This window comes from Acidovorax cavernicola (genome assembly GCF_003581445.1).
Map to the genome: position 1 here is coordinate 21456 of NZ_QXMN01000013.1, position 16199 is coordinate 37654.

The 16199-nt window shown below is 69.4% G+C and carries 16 protein-coding genes; 7 read left to right on the forward strand and 9 right to left on the reverse strand.

Annotation, left to right across the window (positions count from 1 at the left end):
- Position 1: 1 nt before the first annotated feature.
- The 6 genes from D3H34_RS12790 to msrA form a co-directional block, all read right to left on the reverse strand.
- Positions 2 to 1213, reverse strand: a complete 1212-nt coding sequence (locus tag D3H34_RS12790; protein ID WP_119553835.1) for an OmpA family protein — start codon at positions 1211 to 1213, stop codon at positions 2 to 4.
- Positions 1213 to 1602 (reverse strand): hypothetical protein, encoded by a 390-nt coding sequence (locus tag D3H34_RS34260; protein ID WP_167481185.1) that lies wholly within the window; start codon positions 1600 to 1602, stop codon positions 1213 to 1215. Before D3H34_RS34260 ends, D3H34_RS12790 begins: the two co-directional genes overlap by 1 nt.
- Before the next feature lie 129 nt (positions 1603 to 1731).
- Complete coding sequence (locus D3H34_RS12800; RefSeq protein WP_119553837.1) at positions 1732 to 2682, reverse strand: AEC family transporter; 951 nt, start codon at positions 2680 to 2682, stop codon at positions 1732 to 1734.
- A gap of 64 nt (positions 2683 to 2746) precedes the next feature.
- Positions 2747 to 4831 carry a TonB-dependent receptor gene (locus tag D3H34_RS12805; RefSeq protein ID WP_119553838.1) on the reverse strand — a complete coding sequence of 695 codons (2085 nt, stop codon included), beginning with the start codon at positions 4829 to 4831 and terminating at the stop codon, positions 2747 to 2749.
- A gap of 81 nt (positions 4832 to 4912) precedes the next feature.
- Entirely contained in the window at positions 4913 to 5308 is a 396-nt protein-coding gene (locus D3H34_RS12810; RefSeq protein ID WP_119553839.1) for a hypothetical protein, read from the reverse strand.
- 28 nt (positions 5309 to 5336) lie between these two features.
- Positions 5337 to 5888, reverse strand: coding sequence for a peptide-methionine (S)-S-oxide reductase MsrA (msrA, locus tag D3H34_RS12815; protein ID WP_119553840.1), 552 nt, complete (start codon positions 5886 to 5888; stop codon positions 5337 to 5339).
- Between the two features lie 101 nt (positions 5889 to 5989).
- Here msrA and D3H34_RS12820 point away from each other — a divergent pair, with 101 nt between their 5' ends.
- The 4 genes from D3H34_RS12820 to D3H34_RS12835 all read left to right on the forward strand — a co-directional run bounded on the left by D3H34_RS12820 (position 5990) and on the right by D3H34_RS12835 (position 9369).
- Complete coding sequence (locus D3H34_RS12820; RefSeq protein ID WP_119553841.1) at positions 5990 to 6667, forward strand: TetR/AcrR family transcriptional regulator; 678 nt, start codon at positions 5990 to 5992, stop codon at positions 6665 to 6667.
- Positions 6668 to 6761: 94 nt separating this feature from the next.
- Positions 6762 to 7439 (forward strand): protein-L-isoaspartate O-methyltransferase family protein, encoded by a 678-nt coding sequence (locus D3H34_RS12825; RefSeq protein WP_119553842.1) that lies wholly within the window; start codon positions 6762 to 6764, stop codon positions 7437 to 7439.
- 16 nt (positions 7440 to 7455) lie between these two features.
- On the forward strand, positions 7456 to 7809 hold the full coding sequence (locus D3H34_RS12830) for a rhodanese-like domain-containing protein (protein ID WP_119553843.1): 354 nt from the start codon (positions 7456 to 7458) through the stop codon (positions 7807 to 7809).
- 24 nt (positions 7810 to 7833) lie between these two features.
- On the forward strand, positions 7834 to 9369 hold the full coding sequence (locus D3H34_RS12835; protein WP_119553844.1) for a TolC family outer membrane protein: 1536 nt from the start codon (positions 7834 to 7836) through the stop codon (positions 9367 to 9369).
- Positions 9370 to 9507: 138 nt separating this feature from the next.
- Here the strand turns inward: D3H34_RS12835 and D3H34_RS12840 are convergent, their stop codons facing one another.
- The gene (locus D3H34_RS12840; protein ID WP_119553912.1) at positions 9508 to 10902 is read right to left on the reverse strand and encodes a 3-deoxy-D-manno-octulosonic acid transferase; all 1395 of its coding nucleotides are present in this window, start codon (positions 10900 to 10902) and stop codon (positions 9508 to 9510) included.
- 7 nt (positions 10903 to 10909) lie between these two features.
- Positions 10910 to 12292 carry a phosphomannomutase/phosphoglucomutase gene (locus D3H34_RS12845; RefSeq protein ID WP_119553845.1) on the reverse strand — a complete coding sequence of 461 codons (1383 nt, stop codon included), beginning with the start codon at positions 12290 to 12292 and terminating at the stop codon, positions 10910 to 10912.
- 113 nt (positions 12293 to 12405) lie between these two features.
- On the opposite strand from D3H34_RS12845, the gene D3H34_RS12850 reads away from it, so the two are divergent.
- The 3 genes from D3H34_RS12850 to D3H34_RS12860 are packed head-to-tail and all read left to right on the forward strand — an operon-like array spanning position 12406 to position 15511.
- Positions 12406 to 14001: a DNA-3-methyladenine glycosylase 2 family protein gene (locus D3H34_RS12850; protein ID WP_119553846.1), complete on the forward strand. Its 1596-nt coding sequence runs from the start codon at positions 12406 to 12408 to the stop codon at positions 13999 to 14001.
- Positions 13998 to 14495, forward strand: a complete 498-nt coding sequence (locus D3H34_RS12855; RefSeq protein ID WP_119553847.1) for a methylated-DNA--[protein]-cysteine S-methyltransferase — start codon at positions 13998 to 14000, stop codon at positions 14493 to 14495. Before D3H34_RS12850 ends, D3H34_RS12855 begins: the two co-directional genes overlap by 4 nt.
- A 59-nt stretch (positions 14496 to 14554) precedes the next feature.
- A complete protein-coding gene (locus D3H34_RS12860) occupies positions 14555 to 15511 on the forward strand; it encodes a DMT family transporter (protein ID WP_119553848.1) in 957 nt (318 codons plus the stop codon).
- A 7-nt stretch (positions 15512 to 15518) separates the two neighbouring features.
- Here the strand turns inward: D3H34_RS12860 and D3H34_RS12865 are convergent, their stop codons facing one another.
- A complete protein-coding gene (locus tag D3H34_RS12865; protein WP_119553849.1) occupies positions 15519 to 16172 on the reverse strand; it encodes a DUF1345 domain-containing protein in 654 nt (217 codons plus the stop codon).
- Positions 16173 to 16199 lie beyond the last annotated feature (27 nt).

Here is a 16199-nt window from a genome sequence, read left to right on the forward strand (position 1 = left end):
CTCAAGCCTCACACGCAGCAACTTTGAACTCGACCCGCCGGTCCAGCGCGTCGCTCGCATCGTCGGCCCCCGTGCCGACGATGTTCTCGCGAAAGCCCATGCCGGCTTCGCGCAGCTTCTTCGACAGCGGCGGTGCCTCGCTCACCAGCCGCGTCTTGACGCTGGTCGCACGCTGAAGCGACAGCCGCTCATTCACCGCCTCCGAGCCCGTGCGGCTCGTGTGGCCCGTGACCACCACGCATGAATCGATCTGCGCCGCCTGCCGCGCGATCTGGCGCAGCCACATCGGGTAGGCCGCGCTGATCTTCGGGTCGGCCAGGAAGTCGGTCGAACCCGGCTTGAACAGGAACTTGACGCTCAGGTTGTTGCTCTCGAGCCCCAGCCGCGCCAACGTGCCGAAGGTGCGCTCGGCATCGGCCGTGCGGCCCAGCTGCGACTGCGTGAGGTACAGCCCGCTGTAGATGCGCAGCTGCTGGCCGTCGGCGCGCTTCGAGGCGGCCTCGTAGCGGCTCAGGGCCTCGCTCATGCGGCCGGCCTCGTAGGCGGCGGTGGCTTCCTGCAGCACGGTCGCGGTCGGCAGGCGCTCCAGGTACAGCGCGTCGGCGGCTTGCCCTGCCGGGGTCTCGGCGGTGCGGATGTAGCCCTCGACGCCGCGGTCCTTGCCGTTCACGGGGCTGTCGCGGAAGAAGGCGGTGGGCCGCGTGTCGAGCGAGGCGTCGCTGATGCGCGTGACCGACTGCGCGATCACCATGCCGCTCTTGATCTCGGTCATCGCGAGGTTCAGCCGGTACGGCGCGCCCGAGGCGTCCTTGTCGCGCACCAGCGTGCCGTTGAGCACGTACTGCGCATTGCCGATCTCGTTCGCATTGAATGGCGTGACGGTGAACTGCTTGAACTGCGCCTGCATGCGCTGCACGATGCGCTGCTCGGCCACGCGCGTCACCTCGGTCTGCTGGCCGCTGGCGCCTTCGAGCAACGGGTCGATCACGATGCGGCGCTGCGACAGGCTCGACTCCACCTTGGCCAGGAAGGCCGGCAGTTTCTGGGTCTGCACCATGAGGTCGTCGACCGCCTGGTTGACCGCCTGGTCGAAGGGCATGGCGCTGCTGGGCGCGGGACGGTGCGCGCAGGCAGCAGCCAGCAGCGCGGCGGCGCACAGCGCGATGAGCACGCGCAGGCGGCGACGGCTCGCGGAAAAGGCAGGGTTCGACATCAGCACTGGCTCCTCAAAATCTTCATGTCCTGGTCCGACAGCGGCTCGCCGACGGCGGCGCGCATGTTGATCTCGCTGCAGCGTTTCGAAGGCGCGGGGCGTCGCTCGACGGGTTCGCGATGCACCTCGGGCGCCGGCACCGGGGCTGCGGTGGCGGTGATCTGCGGTCGCGGCTTCGGCGCCGGTCGTGCGGTGACAGCGGCGGGCTTGGGCTCCGGCTCCTTCGCCTGCGGTGCCTCAGCAGGCTTGGGAACCGACAGACACGGCGTGCGGCACGGCTTGGCCTCGTCCGCCGCACGGGCGCGCGCACCGTGCAGCGCGATCACCGTCGCGACCACCGCCATCACTGCAAGGGCAAGGGGCGAAACGCGCGCCGGGTAGATCGTCATCAGCCGGCAAATGTAGGGGGGCGAACGCCGCTCGCCAGCCCACCAAACGGCCACCCCTGCCGAACGGCATAGGGCGCCTGCCTTCAGGCGGACAGGCAAAAGTTCGCGAATGCGGCTGGATTCAGCGGCTCAAGGCAACCATTGGACCCAGACCATCACGAGCGTCAGCGTGCCAAGGGCCAGGACGGTCGACACGGCAACGCTGGCCGTGACCAGGTCCTCGGCGCTGCGATAGCGCTGCGAGAACAGGAACACGTTGGCGCCGATAGGCAACGCCGCCGCCACCACCATCACGGTGAGCGGAATGCCGCGCACGCCCAGCAGCCAGCCGATGAGCGCCACCAGCAGCGGATGCACCAGGTTCTTCACCAGCGCCTGCACCAGCGCGCCCCGCCAATGCCGCCCGATGGGCGTGAGCGCGAGCGTGATGCCCACCATCACCAGCGCGACCGGCCCGAAGGCCTGGCCGAGCAGCTGGATCGGCTTGTCGATCACCTCGGGCATCACGAGCCCCGTCTGTGCGAACAGCAGGCCCGCGATGATGGGCAGCGGCACCGGATGGATGATGGCGTTGCGCAGCGCGCGCCCCACGGTGCGCGCCATGGAGCGCCGCTGCGCGCCGTCCACCGCCGCATGCTCGCGCGCCACGGCCAGCTCGAGCACCACGGTGGCGCTGGTCATGAGCACCAGCGAATGCAGCGAGATCAGCGTGAGCAGCACCACCATGCCGGGCTCGCCGTAGGCCAGGCCGATCAGCGCGATGCCGATCATCACGGTGTTGCTGTAGGTGTTGGCCAGCGCGAGCACCGCGCCCGTGCGGTTGAAGCCGCGCCACGCCAGCGTGGCCGCGAACAGCAGGCCCGAGGCGATGAAGTACGCGGCCACGGGCTTCAGGCTCAGCTGCTGCACGTGCACCGTGCTCATGGCGCGGAACAGCAGCGCGGGCGCGAGCAGCAGGAAGATGAGGTTCGACAGGTCCTTCACTGCATTGCCTCCGATCCATCGGCGCCGTCCGGCGAGATAGCCCGCGGCGATGAGAAGAACGACGGGGAGCAGCGAGGAGATGACGAAGGAATTCACCCGGCGAGGATAGCCGCCTGGCCCCTCCCCTCGGAGAAGGAGGGAGAGCCACAGCACATCGCGATCAGAAGGTGACGCGCAACCCCACCTTCAGCGACCGCCCCGGCAGCGGCGCCTTCGGGAACACCGTGGTCGTCAGGATCGAGGTGGGCGTATAGGCCAGCTTGTTCCCGATGTTGTCCATGCGCGCATACCAGGTGAGGTTGGCGCGCTGCACCTTCATGCGGTAGCTGATGGACGCGTTCCACAGCGTGTACGCATCCGTCTCGCGCGCGCCCACGTCGGGCACCCGGCGCTGCGCCGCGTTGTAGTCGAAGCCGACGCGCGCACTCCAGGGCCCGTTGCCGTAGGCCAGCGTGGCGCCCAGGCGCAGCGGTGCGATGCGCGGCAGCGGCTCGCCGGTGTCGAGGTTCTTCGCGCGCACGATGTCGCCGCGCCATTCGAGATCGAGCGTGCCCGCATCGGCCATGCGCGCGAAGCCGTCGGTGCCCAGCAGCCGCAGATTGCCATTGGCCTCGATACCGGTGAAGCGCGCCCGCATGCCGCCATAGCGGTACTCGGCCATCGTGTCGGTGGCCTCGGGGTCGGTCACGACCTGCCCTTCCTCGTCGAGCGTGCGGCCCGTCGCGGTCAGGCCGATGTAGTTGCGAAAGCGCGTGACGTACGCGTTCACGCGGGCCGTGTTCGGGCCCGACTTCCACTGCGCGCCCAGGTCGAAGCCGGTGGATTTCTCCTTGCGCAGGTTCGGGTCACCCAGTTCCCAGGCGGCGGTGGCCACGTGCGGGCCATTGGCGAGCAGCTCGTAGTCCTTCGGGGCGCGCTCGGTGTAGGCCAGGTTCGAGGTCAGCTGCCACTGCGGCGTCAGGTTGACCAGCGCGCCGAACGCCGCGCTGTGCGGGTTGAAGGTGCGCTCGCCGATGGCGAAGCGTGTCACCGACAGGTCGTCGGGATAGCCCAGCGACCGCACCGTGACCTTCTCGGTGCGCGCGCCGAAGCTCAGGCGGCCCCACGAGGTGCCGAGTTCTTCGTGCAGGAACATCGCGTTGGAGCGCGTGCGGCTGTGCGGTGCGAAGGCTTCCGAGCCATCGGCGGCGAAGCGGTTGGTCTCGCGACTGAAGCCGACCAGGCCTTCGAGGTTGCCGATCTTTTCGTGCCGCGCCTCGATGCGCAGGTCGTTGCTCAAGTTCGAGAAAGTGGTGCCGGCCTCGCGGCCCTCGTACTCGGTGTGGCGGTAGTCGGTGCGGCTCACCTTGGCGTGGATGCTGCGGATGAAGCCGCCCGGACGCCATTCGCCTTCCAGCGCGTAGCGGTCGGACTTCATGCCGATGGTCACGTCGTCCTCGGCCACGGTGCCGTAGTTGCTGCGGTAGGTGCTGGCCGAGGCGCCGATCCAGCCCTGGCTGAAGAACAGTGTGCCGCCGACCGCGCCGCCGTGCGCCTCGTTGGCCGAGTTGCAGATCTTGCGGGCGCGCCACGGCGAGCCGGGCTTGCTGCAGTCCAGATCGATGGGCACCGAGACGTCTTTCGAATCGCGGTTGAAGGCGTCGACGTGCAGGGCGAAGCGGTCGTTGCCGCCCTCGAGCAGCACGCCGCCGCTCTTTTCCTTGTTGCCGCTGGCGTAGCCCAGCTCGGCGCGGCCGCCGAAGCCGTTGATCGGCTCGGTCGGGATGCGGTTGTCGATCACGTTGACCACGCCGCCCACGGCGCTGCCGCCGTACTGCAGCGCCGACGGGCCGCGCAGCACCTCGATGCGCTCGGTCACCAGCGCATCGACAGGCACGGCGTGGTCGTAGCTCAGCGCCGAAGCGTCGGGCGCGCCGCCGCCGTTCTGCAGGATGCGGATGCGGTCGCCGTCCTGCCCGCGGATGCTGGGCCGGCTCGCGTTGGGGCCGAAGTAGCTGCTGCTCACACCGGGCAGGTTGTTCAGCGTTTCACCGAGCGTCGATTGGGAGCGCAGCAGCAAGGGGTCGCCCGACAGCGAGGTGGTCGGCGCGATCAGGTCGCTCGCGCCCAGCGGGTTGCCGGTGACGGTGACCTCGCGCAAGCTGGAAGTGTCAGCGGCGGTGTCGGCGGTCTGGGCCAGGCTCGCCACGGAGGCGAGCGAAAGAACAGCAGCGCCGATGGCGTTGCGACGGAAAAGGGGGGTCATGAAGAAACACTCGTTGAATCGGAGAACGACCGGCCGCCCTCACCCGCCGAAAGCGGGTGCGGCCACCGGAACACGGGGGATTCAGCGAGTGGAAGGCGGGCCGCGCGCGTCGAAGAGCGCGACCCAGCGGGCGATGGCCTCGCCCTGCAGATAAGCGAAGGTGGCCGATGGCAGCAGCATCGGCAGCACCACCAGCGGCACGCCGGGCATGCCCGCGCCGTGCGCGAGCTGGTCGTACAGGCGGCAGTCGGCGTCGTCGTGCACGCCGAACAGGCTGGCCAGCGTGTGGCCGGTGTCGTGCCGGTGCTCAGCCTGCGTTGTCGCCACGGCTGCAGCGGCGGGCAGGCCCGGCACATGCAGCGAACGGTGCATCAACCCCATCGTGCCCGCGAACCAGAGCGCGAACGCCAGCGCGACGACGAGCGCGCGCGTGGCGCGCGTCGTGCGGGGCGGGGTCTGGCGAAGGGTGGCGGACACGGGGCGTGAAAAAGGAGACTTAGGAGATTCAGGCCTTCACGCGCGATGCGAAGGTCTTCTGGAACTTCTCGACCTTCGGGCCGACCACGAACGCGCAGTAGCCCTGGTTCGGGTGGTTCAGGAAGTAGTCCTGGTGGTAGGCCTCGGCCGTCGAATAATTGTCCAGCGGCGCCACTTCGGTCACCACGGGCGAGCTGTAGGTCTTGCTGGCCTCGATCTCGCGGATGACGGATTCGGCCACTTCCTTCTGGGCGTCGTTCACGGTGTAGATGCCGCTGCGGTACTGCGTGCCGACGTCGTTGCCCTGGCGGTTGAGCGTGGTGGGGTCGTGCACCACGAAGAAGATCTCGAGCAGCTCGCGCAGACTGATCTGCGCCGGATCGAATTCGAGCTTCACGACCTCGGCATGGCCGGTGCGGCCGGTGCAGATCTGCTCGTAGCTGGGGTTCAGGGTTTCGCCGTTGCTGTAGCCCGATTCGACGTCCAGCACGCCCTGCACCCGGTCGAACACCGCCTCGGTGCACCAGAAGCAGCCTCCGCCGAGCACGATGGTTTCGGTAGGCGACGGTGAGGAAGACATGGCGCGGCTCCGGTGGGTTGGAAAAAGCGGGACCGGTATTGTCGCGGCTTGACGGGCCGGATGCCGGTCACTACATTACTAACCCGTCAGTCATTAACACCATGGCCTCCCCCCGTTCCCTCGTCGACAAGTTCTGCCCGCTGCCCTCCAAGCGCGAGCGGCGCAAAGAGGCGCGTCCGGGCGAGCTGCTGGCGGCGGCGCTCGACCTGTTCGTCGAAAAGGGCTTTGCCGCCACCCGCTCGGAAGAAGTGGCGGTCCGGGCCGGCGTGTCCAAGGGCACCCTCTTTCTCTACTTTCCGAGCAAGGAAGAGCTGTTCAAGGCCGTGGTGATCGAGAATCTCGGTGGCCGTTTCACAGAGTGGAACGCCGAATTCGAGGCCTTCGAGGGCACGACTCCCGAGATGCTGCGCTACTGCATGAACGTCTGGTGGGAGCGCGTCGGCCTGACCAAGGCCTCGGGCCTGACCAAGCTGATGATGAGCGAGGGCGGCAATTTTCCCGAGCTGGCGGAGTTCTACCGCGAGCAGGTGGTGCGCCCCGGCCACGACCTGCTGCGCCGCATCCTGCAGCGCGGCATCGACCGCGGCGAGTTCGCCCCCGTGGACATCGACCACGCCATCTACTCGGTGGTCGCGCCCATGGTGTTCCTGATGCTCTGGAAGCATTCGGCCATGGTCTGCGTCGACGGCGTGAGCACGCTCGACCCCGAAAAATTCATCGCCACCCAGTGCGACACCGTGCTGCACGGCCTGTGCGTGCGCCCCGGGAGCCCCGCATGACAGCCGCCGGATGGCCGACTGGCGCGGTGGCGTCATCCGTGCGACCTAAAATTGAAGGTTTGTCCCGTACCGAGCCTTCAAGGAAAGCCACGCCATGAACCCCACGCCCACCCTCGAGCGCTTGCGCTTCAACATGATCGAACAGCAGATCCGTCCCTGGGACGTGCTGGAGTCGGACATCCTCGAGCTGCTGGCCGAGATTCACCGCGAGGACTACGTCCCCGAGGAACACATCACGATGTCGTTCTTCGACATGGAACTGCCGCTGCTGGACGGTTCCGTGCCCGGCGAGATCATGCTGTCGCCCAAGGTCGAGGCCCGAACCCTGCAGGACCTGCACATCCAGAAGCACGAATCGGTGCTCGAGATCGGCACCGGCTCCGGCTTCATGGCCGCCCTGCTCGGCGCCCGCGCCGCACAGGTGCTGTCGCTCGAGATCAACCCCGTGCTGGCCGCCCGCGCCGCCGAGACGCTGCGCCGCAACGGCGTGACCAACGTCGAAGTGCGCCACGCCGACGGCGCCGTGCCGCTGCCCAGCGGCCCGAGCTTCGACGTGATCGTGCTCAGCGGCTCCGTGGCCCGCATTCCGCAGAACCTGCTCGGTTCGCTCAAGGTCGGCGGCCGCCTGTCGGCCATCGTCGGCGACGAGCCCATGATGCGCGCCCACTTCGTCACCCGCGTCAGCGAGAGCAAGTGGGACACGATCCAGCCTTGGGACACCGTGGCGCCGCGCCTGCTGAACTTCCCCGAGCCCTCGCGCTTTTCGTTCTGAGCGGGCGGCCCATCGCATGATCGATCAAGTCCGCCCCGCCGACCTGGCCGCCTGGTTCGCACAGGACGCCGACGCGGCCCCCGTGCTGCTCGACGTGCGCGAGCCCTGGGAGCTGCAGACGGCGAGCGTCGCGCCGCAGGGTTTCGCGCTGGTCGCGATCCCGATGAACGAGATTCCCGGCCGGCTCGCCGAACTCGCCCCCGGCGACGGACAGCCCGCGCCGCGCATTGCCTGCCTGTGCCACCACGGCGCCCGCAGCCAGCGCGTGGCCGCTTTTCTGCACCAGAACGGCTTTGACTCGCTCGCCAATGTGGCGGGGGGCATCGACGCCTGGTCCGCGCAACACGACCCGAGCGTGCCGCGCTACTGATTTTTTCCCTCCCAAGGACGTTCAATGCCTCCCAGGCCCCGGCTTCTGCCTCTTTCCGCAGCCCTCGCAAGCGTCATTGCGAGCCTGCTCGCACTGCCGGCCCAGGGCCAGACACTGAACGAACTCTATGACTCCGCGCGCGGCTTCGACGCCACCTACCAGGGTGCGCGGGCGCAGTACGAAGCCAATCTGGCGCGTGCCGCCCAGGCCAAGGCCGGCATCCTGCCGGCCGTCGGGCTCACCGCGGGCGTGACCCGCAGCGACCTCGACATCGACACCCTGACCGGCACCGGCCGTGGCACCAGCGCCTCGCGCGACTTCACCACGCAGAACGTCGGCATCAACGCCACGCAGCCGCTGTACCGCCCCGCCAACTGGGCCACCTATGAGCAGGGCAAGCGCCAGGCCGACATCGCGCAGGCGGTGCTCACCATCGCCGAGCAGGACCTGATCGTGCGCGTGAGCCAGGCGTACTTCGACGTGCTCGCCAGCCAGGACAGCCTGGCCCTGGTGCGCGCGCAGAAGGTCGCCGTGGCCGAGCAGCTGGCGTCGGCCAAGCGCAACTTCGAGGTGGGCACGTCCACCATCACCGACTCGCGCGAGGCCCAGGCCCGCTACGACCTCGTGATCGCGCAGGAAATCGCGGCCGAGAACGACCTGCAGGTCAAGAAGGTGGTGCTCGACCAGCTGGTCGGCCGCCCGGGCAGCGTGCCCGTACCGCTGGCCGCGCCGGTCGTGCTGCCGACCGCCCAGCCCGCCGACATCAACGCCTGGGTGACGCAGGCCGACGAAACACATCCCGCGATCCGCCAGGCACGCCTGGGCCTGGACGTGGCCGGGCTCGAGGTGCAGAAGGCGCAGGCCGGCCACAAGCCCACGCTGGATGCCAACCTGGGCTACAACGTCACGCGCAACCCGAGCGGCACCAGCACCAGCACCGTGGGCACGCGCGTCAACGCCGCCACGGTCGGTGTCACTTTCAACCTGCCGCTGTTCGCTGGCTTTGCCACCGAGAACCGCATCAAGGAAACGCTGGCGCTCGAAGACCAGTCGCGCAGCGTGCTCGAGGGCACGCGCCGCAGCGTGGCACAGGCCACGCGCGCGGCCTACCTCGGGCTGGTGTCGGGGGCCGGCCAGGTGAAGGCGCTCGAAGCCGCCGAAGCCTCCAGCCAGAGCGCGCTCGACGCCAACAAGCTGGGCTACCAGGTCGGCGTGCGCATCAACATCGACGTGCTCAACTCGCAGAGCCAGCTGTTCCAGACCAAGCGCGACCTTGCGCAGGCGCGCTACAACGTGCTGCTGGGCAACCTGAAACTGCGCCAGGCCAACGGCACGCTGACCACCGACGACATGAACGCGATCAACGCGACGCTGGCGCGCAATGGCAACAGCGCCACGCCGGCAGTGCCTGCCGCGACGACGGGCGCACCCGTGGTGCCCGTGACGCCGCCGGCCATTCCGGTGGTGCCGCCGGTGCCGGTGCAGCCATTCAACCCGCCCGCGCCGACGATGCCGTCGGCACCGCCGGCGCCGGTGATCCTGAATCCGCCGGTGCGCTGAGCGGACTTGGTTTTTCTCCCTCCCCTTCCGGGGGAGGGTCAGGGTGGGGGCTCGACGGCCTCGAACCCATTGCAGCGCTCGTTGGGCGCTTGCCCCCATCCCAACCTCCCCCCGGAAAGGGAAGGCGCGAATGCGGATTCAGTCCAGCGTGGGCTCGGCCCGCGTCGCTTCAGGCGGCTGCGCGCCATCGCCGCCCGACACCGGCGCCGTCACCGGCTCCGCCGCCTGCGCAATCGCCAGCACCGCCGCAGCCGTGCGTTCGGCCGCGCCGCGGTTCGACGACGAGAAGGCCAGCGCGGCCTGCGCCATCGCGGCGCGACGCTCAGGGTTCTCGACCAGCTTGAGCGCGGCGGTCACGGCCTGCTCCATGCCTTCGACGCGCAGCGACGCGCCCGCCGCGAGCGACAGCTGTGCCGCCTCGGCGAAGTTGAAGGTCGACGGGCCCATCACCACCGGGCAGCCGCAGGCCGCCGGCTCGATGAGGTTCTGCCCGCCCAGCGGCTCGAAGCTGCCGCCGAGCAAGGCGACGTCGGCCAGGCCGTAGTACAGCGCCATCTCGCCCAGCGAATCGCCGAGCCAGATCTCGGCTTCGGCCGGCTGGCCGGCCGCGCTGCGGCGCGCCACGGCGAAGCCTTCGGCCTCGATGAGCGCCGCCACTTCGTCGAAGCGCTGCGGATGGCGCGGCACGATCATCCATTGCACGTCGTGCACGCGCTTGGCGATCGAACGGATCGCACCTTGCTCGGGCGGCACCGGCGAGGTGGCACCGAAGCGCTTGAGCACCTCGAGCAGCAGGCGCTCTTCGCCGTCGCGCGAGCTGGCCAGCACGACCATCGGGCGCGGCAGGTGCTCGCGCAGCGACACGGCCGTGGCCAGTTGCCGCGCGTCGGGCGTGGCGTCGAACTTGAGGTTGCCGTAGATCCCGGCCACCTTGGCGCCCAGCGACACCAGCCGGTGCGCGTCGGCCTCGGTCTGCGCCCAGACGGCAGCGAGCGCCGAGTACGCGGGCCGCGCCAGCCCGCTGAGCCGCTCGGCCGCGGCGCGCGATTTCTCGTTGAGCCGCGCATTGGCCAGCACCAGCGGAATGCGACGCTCGGCGCAGGCGGCGGCCATCTCGGGCCAGACCTCGGTTTCCATCAGCACGCCGATGCGCGGCTGGAACTTGTCGAGAAAGCGGGCGACGGCGCCCGGCGTGTCCCAGGGCTGCCAGACCTGCGTGTCGCCCGGCTCGAGCAGCTTGGCACCCTCTTCGCGGCCCGTGGCCGTGCCGTGCGTGAGCAGGATCGGAATGCCCGGGTACTGGCGCCGCAGCTCGGCGATCAGGATGGCGGCGGCGCGCGTCTCGCCGAGCGAGACGGCGTGCACCCAGCACTGGGCATAGCCCGTGGTGGCTTCGTCGTAGTGGCCGAAGCGCTCCTCGACGGCCACGGCATAGCCGGGCTCGGCCTGGGCGCGGCGGCGCAGCTTGCGGCGGACCAGCGGTTGGACGGCGGTGGTGAAGATGCCGTAGAGGCGAAGCAGGAGGGAACGCACAGGTTCTTCAGTGGGAAGCAGCGGCCAGCGTGGCATCGGGCTTGACCGTCCGCAGCACCGCAAGCATCTCGGTCTCGATGCGTTGGAGCGCCGCCTCGGTCTGGCCTTCGAAGCGCAGCACCAGCACGGGGGTGGTATTGGAAGCGCGGATCAGCCCGAATCCATCGGGCCAGTCCACGCGCAGGCCGTCGATGGTCGAGACCTGGGCGGGCGCATCGAAGCGCGCGTTGTCGACAAGCCGGGCGACCAGCGCGTGCGGCTCGCCTTCGGCGCAGGCGACGTTCAGTTCAGGTGTCGAGAAGCTGGTGGGCAGCGCGTTCAGCACGGCGTTCGCGTCCGGGTGCTTGCTCAGGATCTCGAGCAGGCGGCAGCCTGCGTAGGTGCCGTCGTCGAAACCGAACCAGCGCTCCTTGAAGAAGATGTGGCCGCTCATCTCGCCGCCGAGCGGGGAGTCGATTTCCTTCATCTTCGCCTTGATGAGCGAATGGCCGGTCTTGTAGATCATCGGCGTGCCGCCCGCGGCCTCGATGGCGGGGCCCAGGCGCTGCGAGCACTTCACGTCGTAGACGATGGTGCCGCCGGGCACGCGCGAGAGCACGTCCTGCGCGAAGAGCTGCATCTGGCGGTCAGGGAAGATGTTCTGCCCGTCCTTGGTCACGATGCCCAGGCGGTCGCCGTCGCCGTCGAAGGCCAGACCCAGTTCGGCGTCGCCGCTGGCCAGCGCGGCCATCAGGTCCTGGAGGTTCTCGGGCTTGCTGGGATCGGGATGGTGATTGGGGAAGTCGCCGTCGACCTCGCTGAACAGCTCGGTCACTTCGCAGCCGATGGCACGGAAGATGGCCGGCGCGGTGGCGCCCGCGATGCCGTTGCCGGAGTCGACCACGATCTTCATCGGACGCGCCAGCTTGATGTCGCCGGCGATGCGCTGCACGTAGGCCTCGGTCACGTCGACCTTGCGCACGCTGCCGCCGGGCACGAGCTTCGCGCTGCCGTCTTCCATGGTCTTGCGCAGGCCCTGGATCTCGTCGCCGTAGATCGCGCGGCCGGCCAGCACCATCTTGAAACCGTTGTAGTCCTTCGGGTTGTGGCTGCCCGTGACCTGGATGCCGCTGGTGCACAGCGTGTGGGCCGCGAAGTACAGCATCGGGGTCGTGACCGCGCCCACGTCGATCACCTCGATGCCGGTGGCGACCAGGCCGTCGATCAGCGCATCCGCCAGCGCCGGGCCCGACAGGCGGCCGTCGCGCCCCACGGCCACCGTGGTCTCGCCGGCCGCGCGTGCTGCGCTGCCGAAGGCACGGCCCAGCGCCGCGGCGACTTCGACATCGAGACTGAGGGGCACGACGCCGCGGATGTCATAGGCCTTGAAGATCGATGCGCTGAGCTGCATGAAGGGTGGGTTCCCTGGGATTGGTTCGAAGTCGGGCATTGTAGGCAACGCCTCCCGCACACAGATGTCCGAAAACGGCCAGTTGAAACGAGTCGAAACCGTATCATTTCTCCATGCCTACCGCCCACGCCCCCACTGAAGTGCTCGAGAGCGACGCCTGCTACCTGGCGATGAAGACGCACGACGCGCGCTTCGATGGCTCGTTCTTCACGGCCGTGACCTCCACCGGCATCTATTGCCGGCCGGTCTGCCGCGTCAAGCTGCCGCGGCGCGAGAACTGCCGCTTCTTCCGCCACGCGGCCCAGGCCGAGGCGGCGGGCTTTCGCCCCTGCCTGCGCTGCCGGCCCGAGCTCGCGCCGCGTGCGGCCAGCTGGTCGACCGAGGACGCGTCGCGCATCCTCGCGCTGCAGGCGGCGCGGCTGATCGACGAGCCCGACGCCTGGTCCGAAGAAGGCCCCGGTGCAGCGCAGATCGCCGCACGGCTGGGCGTGAGCGACCGCCACCTGCGGCGCATCTTCGAGGCGCAGTTCGGCGTGTCGCCGCTGCAGTACCTGCAGACGCGCCGCCTGCTGGCCGCCAAGCAGCTGATCGCCGACACGCGCCTGCCGATGACGCAGGTGGCGCTGGCCAGCGGCTTCGCGAGCGTGCGGCGCTTCAACGCGGCCTTCGTGGAGCACTACGGGCTCAACCCGAGCGCGCTGCGCCGCGCGGGCAGCACCGAGGGCGGCAAAGGCAAGGCCATCGAAGTGCGGCTGGGCTTTCGCCCGCCCTACGACGCGAACGCCATGCTCGGCTTCTTCGCACGCCGGGCGCTGCGCGGCGTCGAGACCGTGCACACCGCCGACGGGAAGGAACCGGCCAAGGGCAGCACGCCGACCTATGTGCGGCTGGCACGCACGCTACGCGTGCAGCAAGGCGGGCAGACGCACGCCGGCTGGCTGCAGCTGCGCTTCGACCTCGAACGCGAGCAGGTGTTGCTCGCCGTCAGCGATTCGCTGGCCGCGGTGCTGCCGATCGTCATCAGCCGCGCACGCGCGCTGTTCGACCTCGACGCGGAGCCGATGGCCATCAACGCCGCCCTGCACACAGCCTTTCCTCACGGCGACGGGCTGCGCGTGCCGGGCACCGTCGACGGTTTCGAGCTCGCGGTGCGCGCGGTGCTGGGCCAGCAGATCACCGTGGCCGCCGCGCGCACGCTGGGCTCGCGGCTGGTCGAGGCCTTCGGCGACCCGATCGACACACCCATCGACGGTCTGAACCGACTGTTCCCCACACCTGCCGCGCTGGCAGCGGCCAGCGGCGATGCGCTCGGGCAACTGGGCATCGTGCGCCAACGACAGGCCGCGCTGCAGGCCGTGGCGCGCGAAGTGGCCTCCGGCCGGCTGGCGCTGCATGCGGGCGCCGACGTGCCCTCGACCCTCGCGGCGCTGCAGGAGCTGCCCGGCATCGGCGCCTGGACCGCGCAGTACATCGCGATGCGCGCCCTGCGCTGGCCCGACGCCTTTCCCGCCGGCGACGTGGCCCTGCAGAAGGCACTGGGCGTGACCACCGCGCGCGCTGCGGGCGAAGCCTCGCAGGCCTGGCGCCCCTGGCGCAGCTACGCGGTGCTGCGGGCGTGGCACTCCCCGCCTTCGCAACCGTCGCCCCCCGCGCCGACCGACTCTTCTTCCGACCTCGCAACGGCAGGCCCCGCGCCTGAAAGATCATGAAATTCAAACGCACAGTCATTTACACCTCGCACATCGACACGCCGCTGGGCGGTATCACCATGGCCGCCACCGACCAGGGACTGGCCGGCGTCTGGTTCGACCAGCAGCGCCACTGGCCCGACACCACGGGCTGGCAGACGAAGGACGACCATCCCGCGCTGGTTGAAGCAGCCGCGCAGCTGCGCGACTACTTCGCGGGCCGCCGCACCCACTTCGACATGCAGCTCGACCTGTCGCACGGCACGGCCTTCCAGCAGGGCGTGTGGCAGGCGCTGCTCGCCATCCCGGCGGGCGAGACCACGACCTATGGCGCGCTGAGTGCGCGCGTGGGCAACCCGGCCGCGGTGCGCGCGGTCGGCGCGGCCGTCGGGCGCAACCCGATCAGCGTGATCGTGCCCTGCCACCGCGTGCTCGGTGCAGACGGCTCGCTGACCGGTTACGCTGGCGGCCTCGAGCGCAAGACCGCCTTGCTCGAACTCGAGACCGGCAAGTAAGACAGAAGAACACACCGCCGATGGCGCTGTCTGCCTTGCGCCATTCCACAAAGAGACGCATGACCACAACGAACAACAACACCCACGTCGCTCCCTCGCCTGCCCCCGCCGCGCTCGCGCCCAAGGCGTGGCTCATCGATCTTGTGCTGCTGGGCGCGCTGTGGGGCGCCTCCTTCCTCTTCATGCGCATCGGCGCGGCGGAGTTCGGCGCGCTCCCGACCGCCGCCGTGCGTGTGGCCATCGCGGCGCTGTTCCTGTTGCCGATCGCGCTGCTGCGTGGCCAGGGACCGTCGATCGCCCAGCACTGGAAGGCCAGCCTCACGGTCGGCATCTTCAACTCGGGCATGCCGTTCGCGCTGTTCTGCTTTGCGCTGCTGACCATCAACACCGGCCTGGCAGCGGTGCTCAACGCGACCACGCCGATGTTCGGCGCACTGGTGGCCTGGGCCTGGTTCCGCGAACGGCCGAACGGCTCACGGCTCGTCGGCCTGGTGATCGGCTTCGCGGGCGTCGCGATGCTCGCCAGCCGCAGCGCCGGCCTGCATGCGGGCGCCAGCAATCACGCAGCGCTGTGGGCCGTGCTCGCCTGCCTCGCGGCGTGCCTGTGCTACGGCATCTCAGCCAGCGCCACGCGCCGCTACCTGGCCGGCGTGCCCGCACTGACCACGGCCACCGGCAGCCAGATCGGCGCCAGCCTGTTCCTCGTGCTGCCCGCCATCTGGCTCTGGCCCGCGCAGATGCCCAGCCTGCGCGCATGGCTCGCGCTGCTGGCACTGGGCATCGCCTGCACGGGCGTGGCCTACATCCTGTTCTTCCGGCTCATCGAACGCGCCGGCCCGGCGCGTGCGCTCACCGTGACCTTCCTCGTGCCGGTGTTCGCGCTGTTCTACGGCGCCGTGTTCCTCGGCGAGCAAATCACGCAGTGGATGCTGATCTGCGCCTTCGTGATCGTGTGCGGCGTGGCGCTGTCGACAGGCATCGTCAAGCTGCCGTCGCTGCGCAAGGCTGCGAGCTGAGTGGGGCTCAAACCACGCCGGCCACCACGTTCACCGACAGGGCCAGCACCAGCATGTTGAAGGCAAAGGCCAGCACGCTGTGGACCAGCGTGATGCGCCGCATCTCGTGCGAAGTGGCTTGCACGTCCGACACCTGCGAGGTCATGCCGATCACGTAGGCGTAGTACATGAAGTCGAAATAGTCCGGCGCCTCCTTGCCCGGAAAATCGAGCCCTCCATCGGACGCGCCGCCCTTGCGGTCGATGTAGTAGCGGTGCGCGTAGTGAAAGGCGTAGATCGTGTGCATCATCAGCCACGAACCCGCCAGCGCCACCAGCCCCAGCGCCACATGGGCGCCGCGCGCCCAGCCGCTGAGCTGGCGCACCTGCTGCAGCAGCATCGCGATGGCGACCACGCTCACCCCCACCGCCACCAGCATCGACACCAGGATCACGACGTTGGGCTGGTCCAGCTGCTGCGCGCGCTCGCGCGTGCGGCGCGCATCGAAGGTCTCGGCCAGCCACCAGCTGAGCACCTGGTACACCGCCACGCCTGCGCACCAGCCGGCCAGCCCGCGCGCCGTGAAACCCATCGGCCACGGCAGCAACGCCACCGCGACGGCCGCCGCGGCGCCGTAGAGAAGACGTTGGGGACCGGTGGTGGTGGAAAGATGTGCACGCATGGGCGGACTGTAGCGCCGCCGGGTGCA

Coding starts and splice junctions, on each gene's coding strand:
- D3H34_RS12855 (WP_119553847.1), top strand. CDS start 13,998: ATGAAATTCAAACGCACAGTCATTTACACCTCGCACATCGACACGCCG.
- D3H34_RS12845 (WP_119553845.1), bottom strand. CDS start 12,292: ATGCAGCTCAGCGCATCGATCTTCAAGGCCTATGACATCCGCGGCGTC.
- D3H34_RS12865 (WP_119553849.1), bottom strand. CDS start 16,172: ATGCGTGCACATCTTTCCACCACCACCGGTCCCCAACGTCTTCTCTAC.
- D3H34_RS12830 (WP_119553843.1), top strand. CDS start 7,456: ATGATCGATCAAGTCCGCCCCGCCGACCTGGCCGCCTGGTTCGCACAG.
- D3H34_RS12805 (WP_119553838.1), bottom strand. CDS start 4,831: ATGACCCCCCTTTTCCGTCGCAACGCCATCGGCGCTGCTGTTCTTTCG.
- D3H34_RS12835 (WP_119553844.1), top strand. CDS start 7,834: ATGCCTCCCAGGCCCCGGCTTCTGCCTCTTTCCGCAGCCCTCGCAAGC.
- msrA (WP_119553840.1), bottom strand. CDS start 5,888: ATGTCTTCCTCACCGTCGCCTACCGAAACCATCGTGCTCGGCGGAGGC.
- D3H34_RS12850 (WP_119553846.1), top strand. CDS start 12,406: ATGCCTACCGCCCACGCCCCCACTGAAGTGCTCGAGAGCGACGCCTGC.
- D3H34_RS12820 (WP_119553841.1), top strand. CDS start 5,990: ATGGCCTCCCCCCGTTCCCTCGTCGACAAGTTCTGCCCGCTGCCCTCC.
- D3H34_RS12790 (WP_119553835.1), bottom strand. CDS start 1,213: ATGTCGAACCCTGCCTTTTCCGCGAGCCGTCGCCGCCTGCGCGTGCTC.
- D3H34_RS12825 (WP_119553842.1), top strand. CDS start 6,762: ATGAACCCCACGCCCACCCTCGAGCGCTTGCGCTTCAACATGATCGAA.
- D3H34_RS34260 (WP_167481185.1), bottom strand. CDS start 1,602: ATGACGATCTACCCGGCGCGCGTTTCGCCCCTTGCCCTTGCAGTGATG.
- D3H34_RS12860 (WP_119553848.1), top strand. CDS start 14,555: ATGACCACAACGAACAACAACACCCACGTCGCTCCCTCGCCTGCCCCC.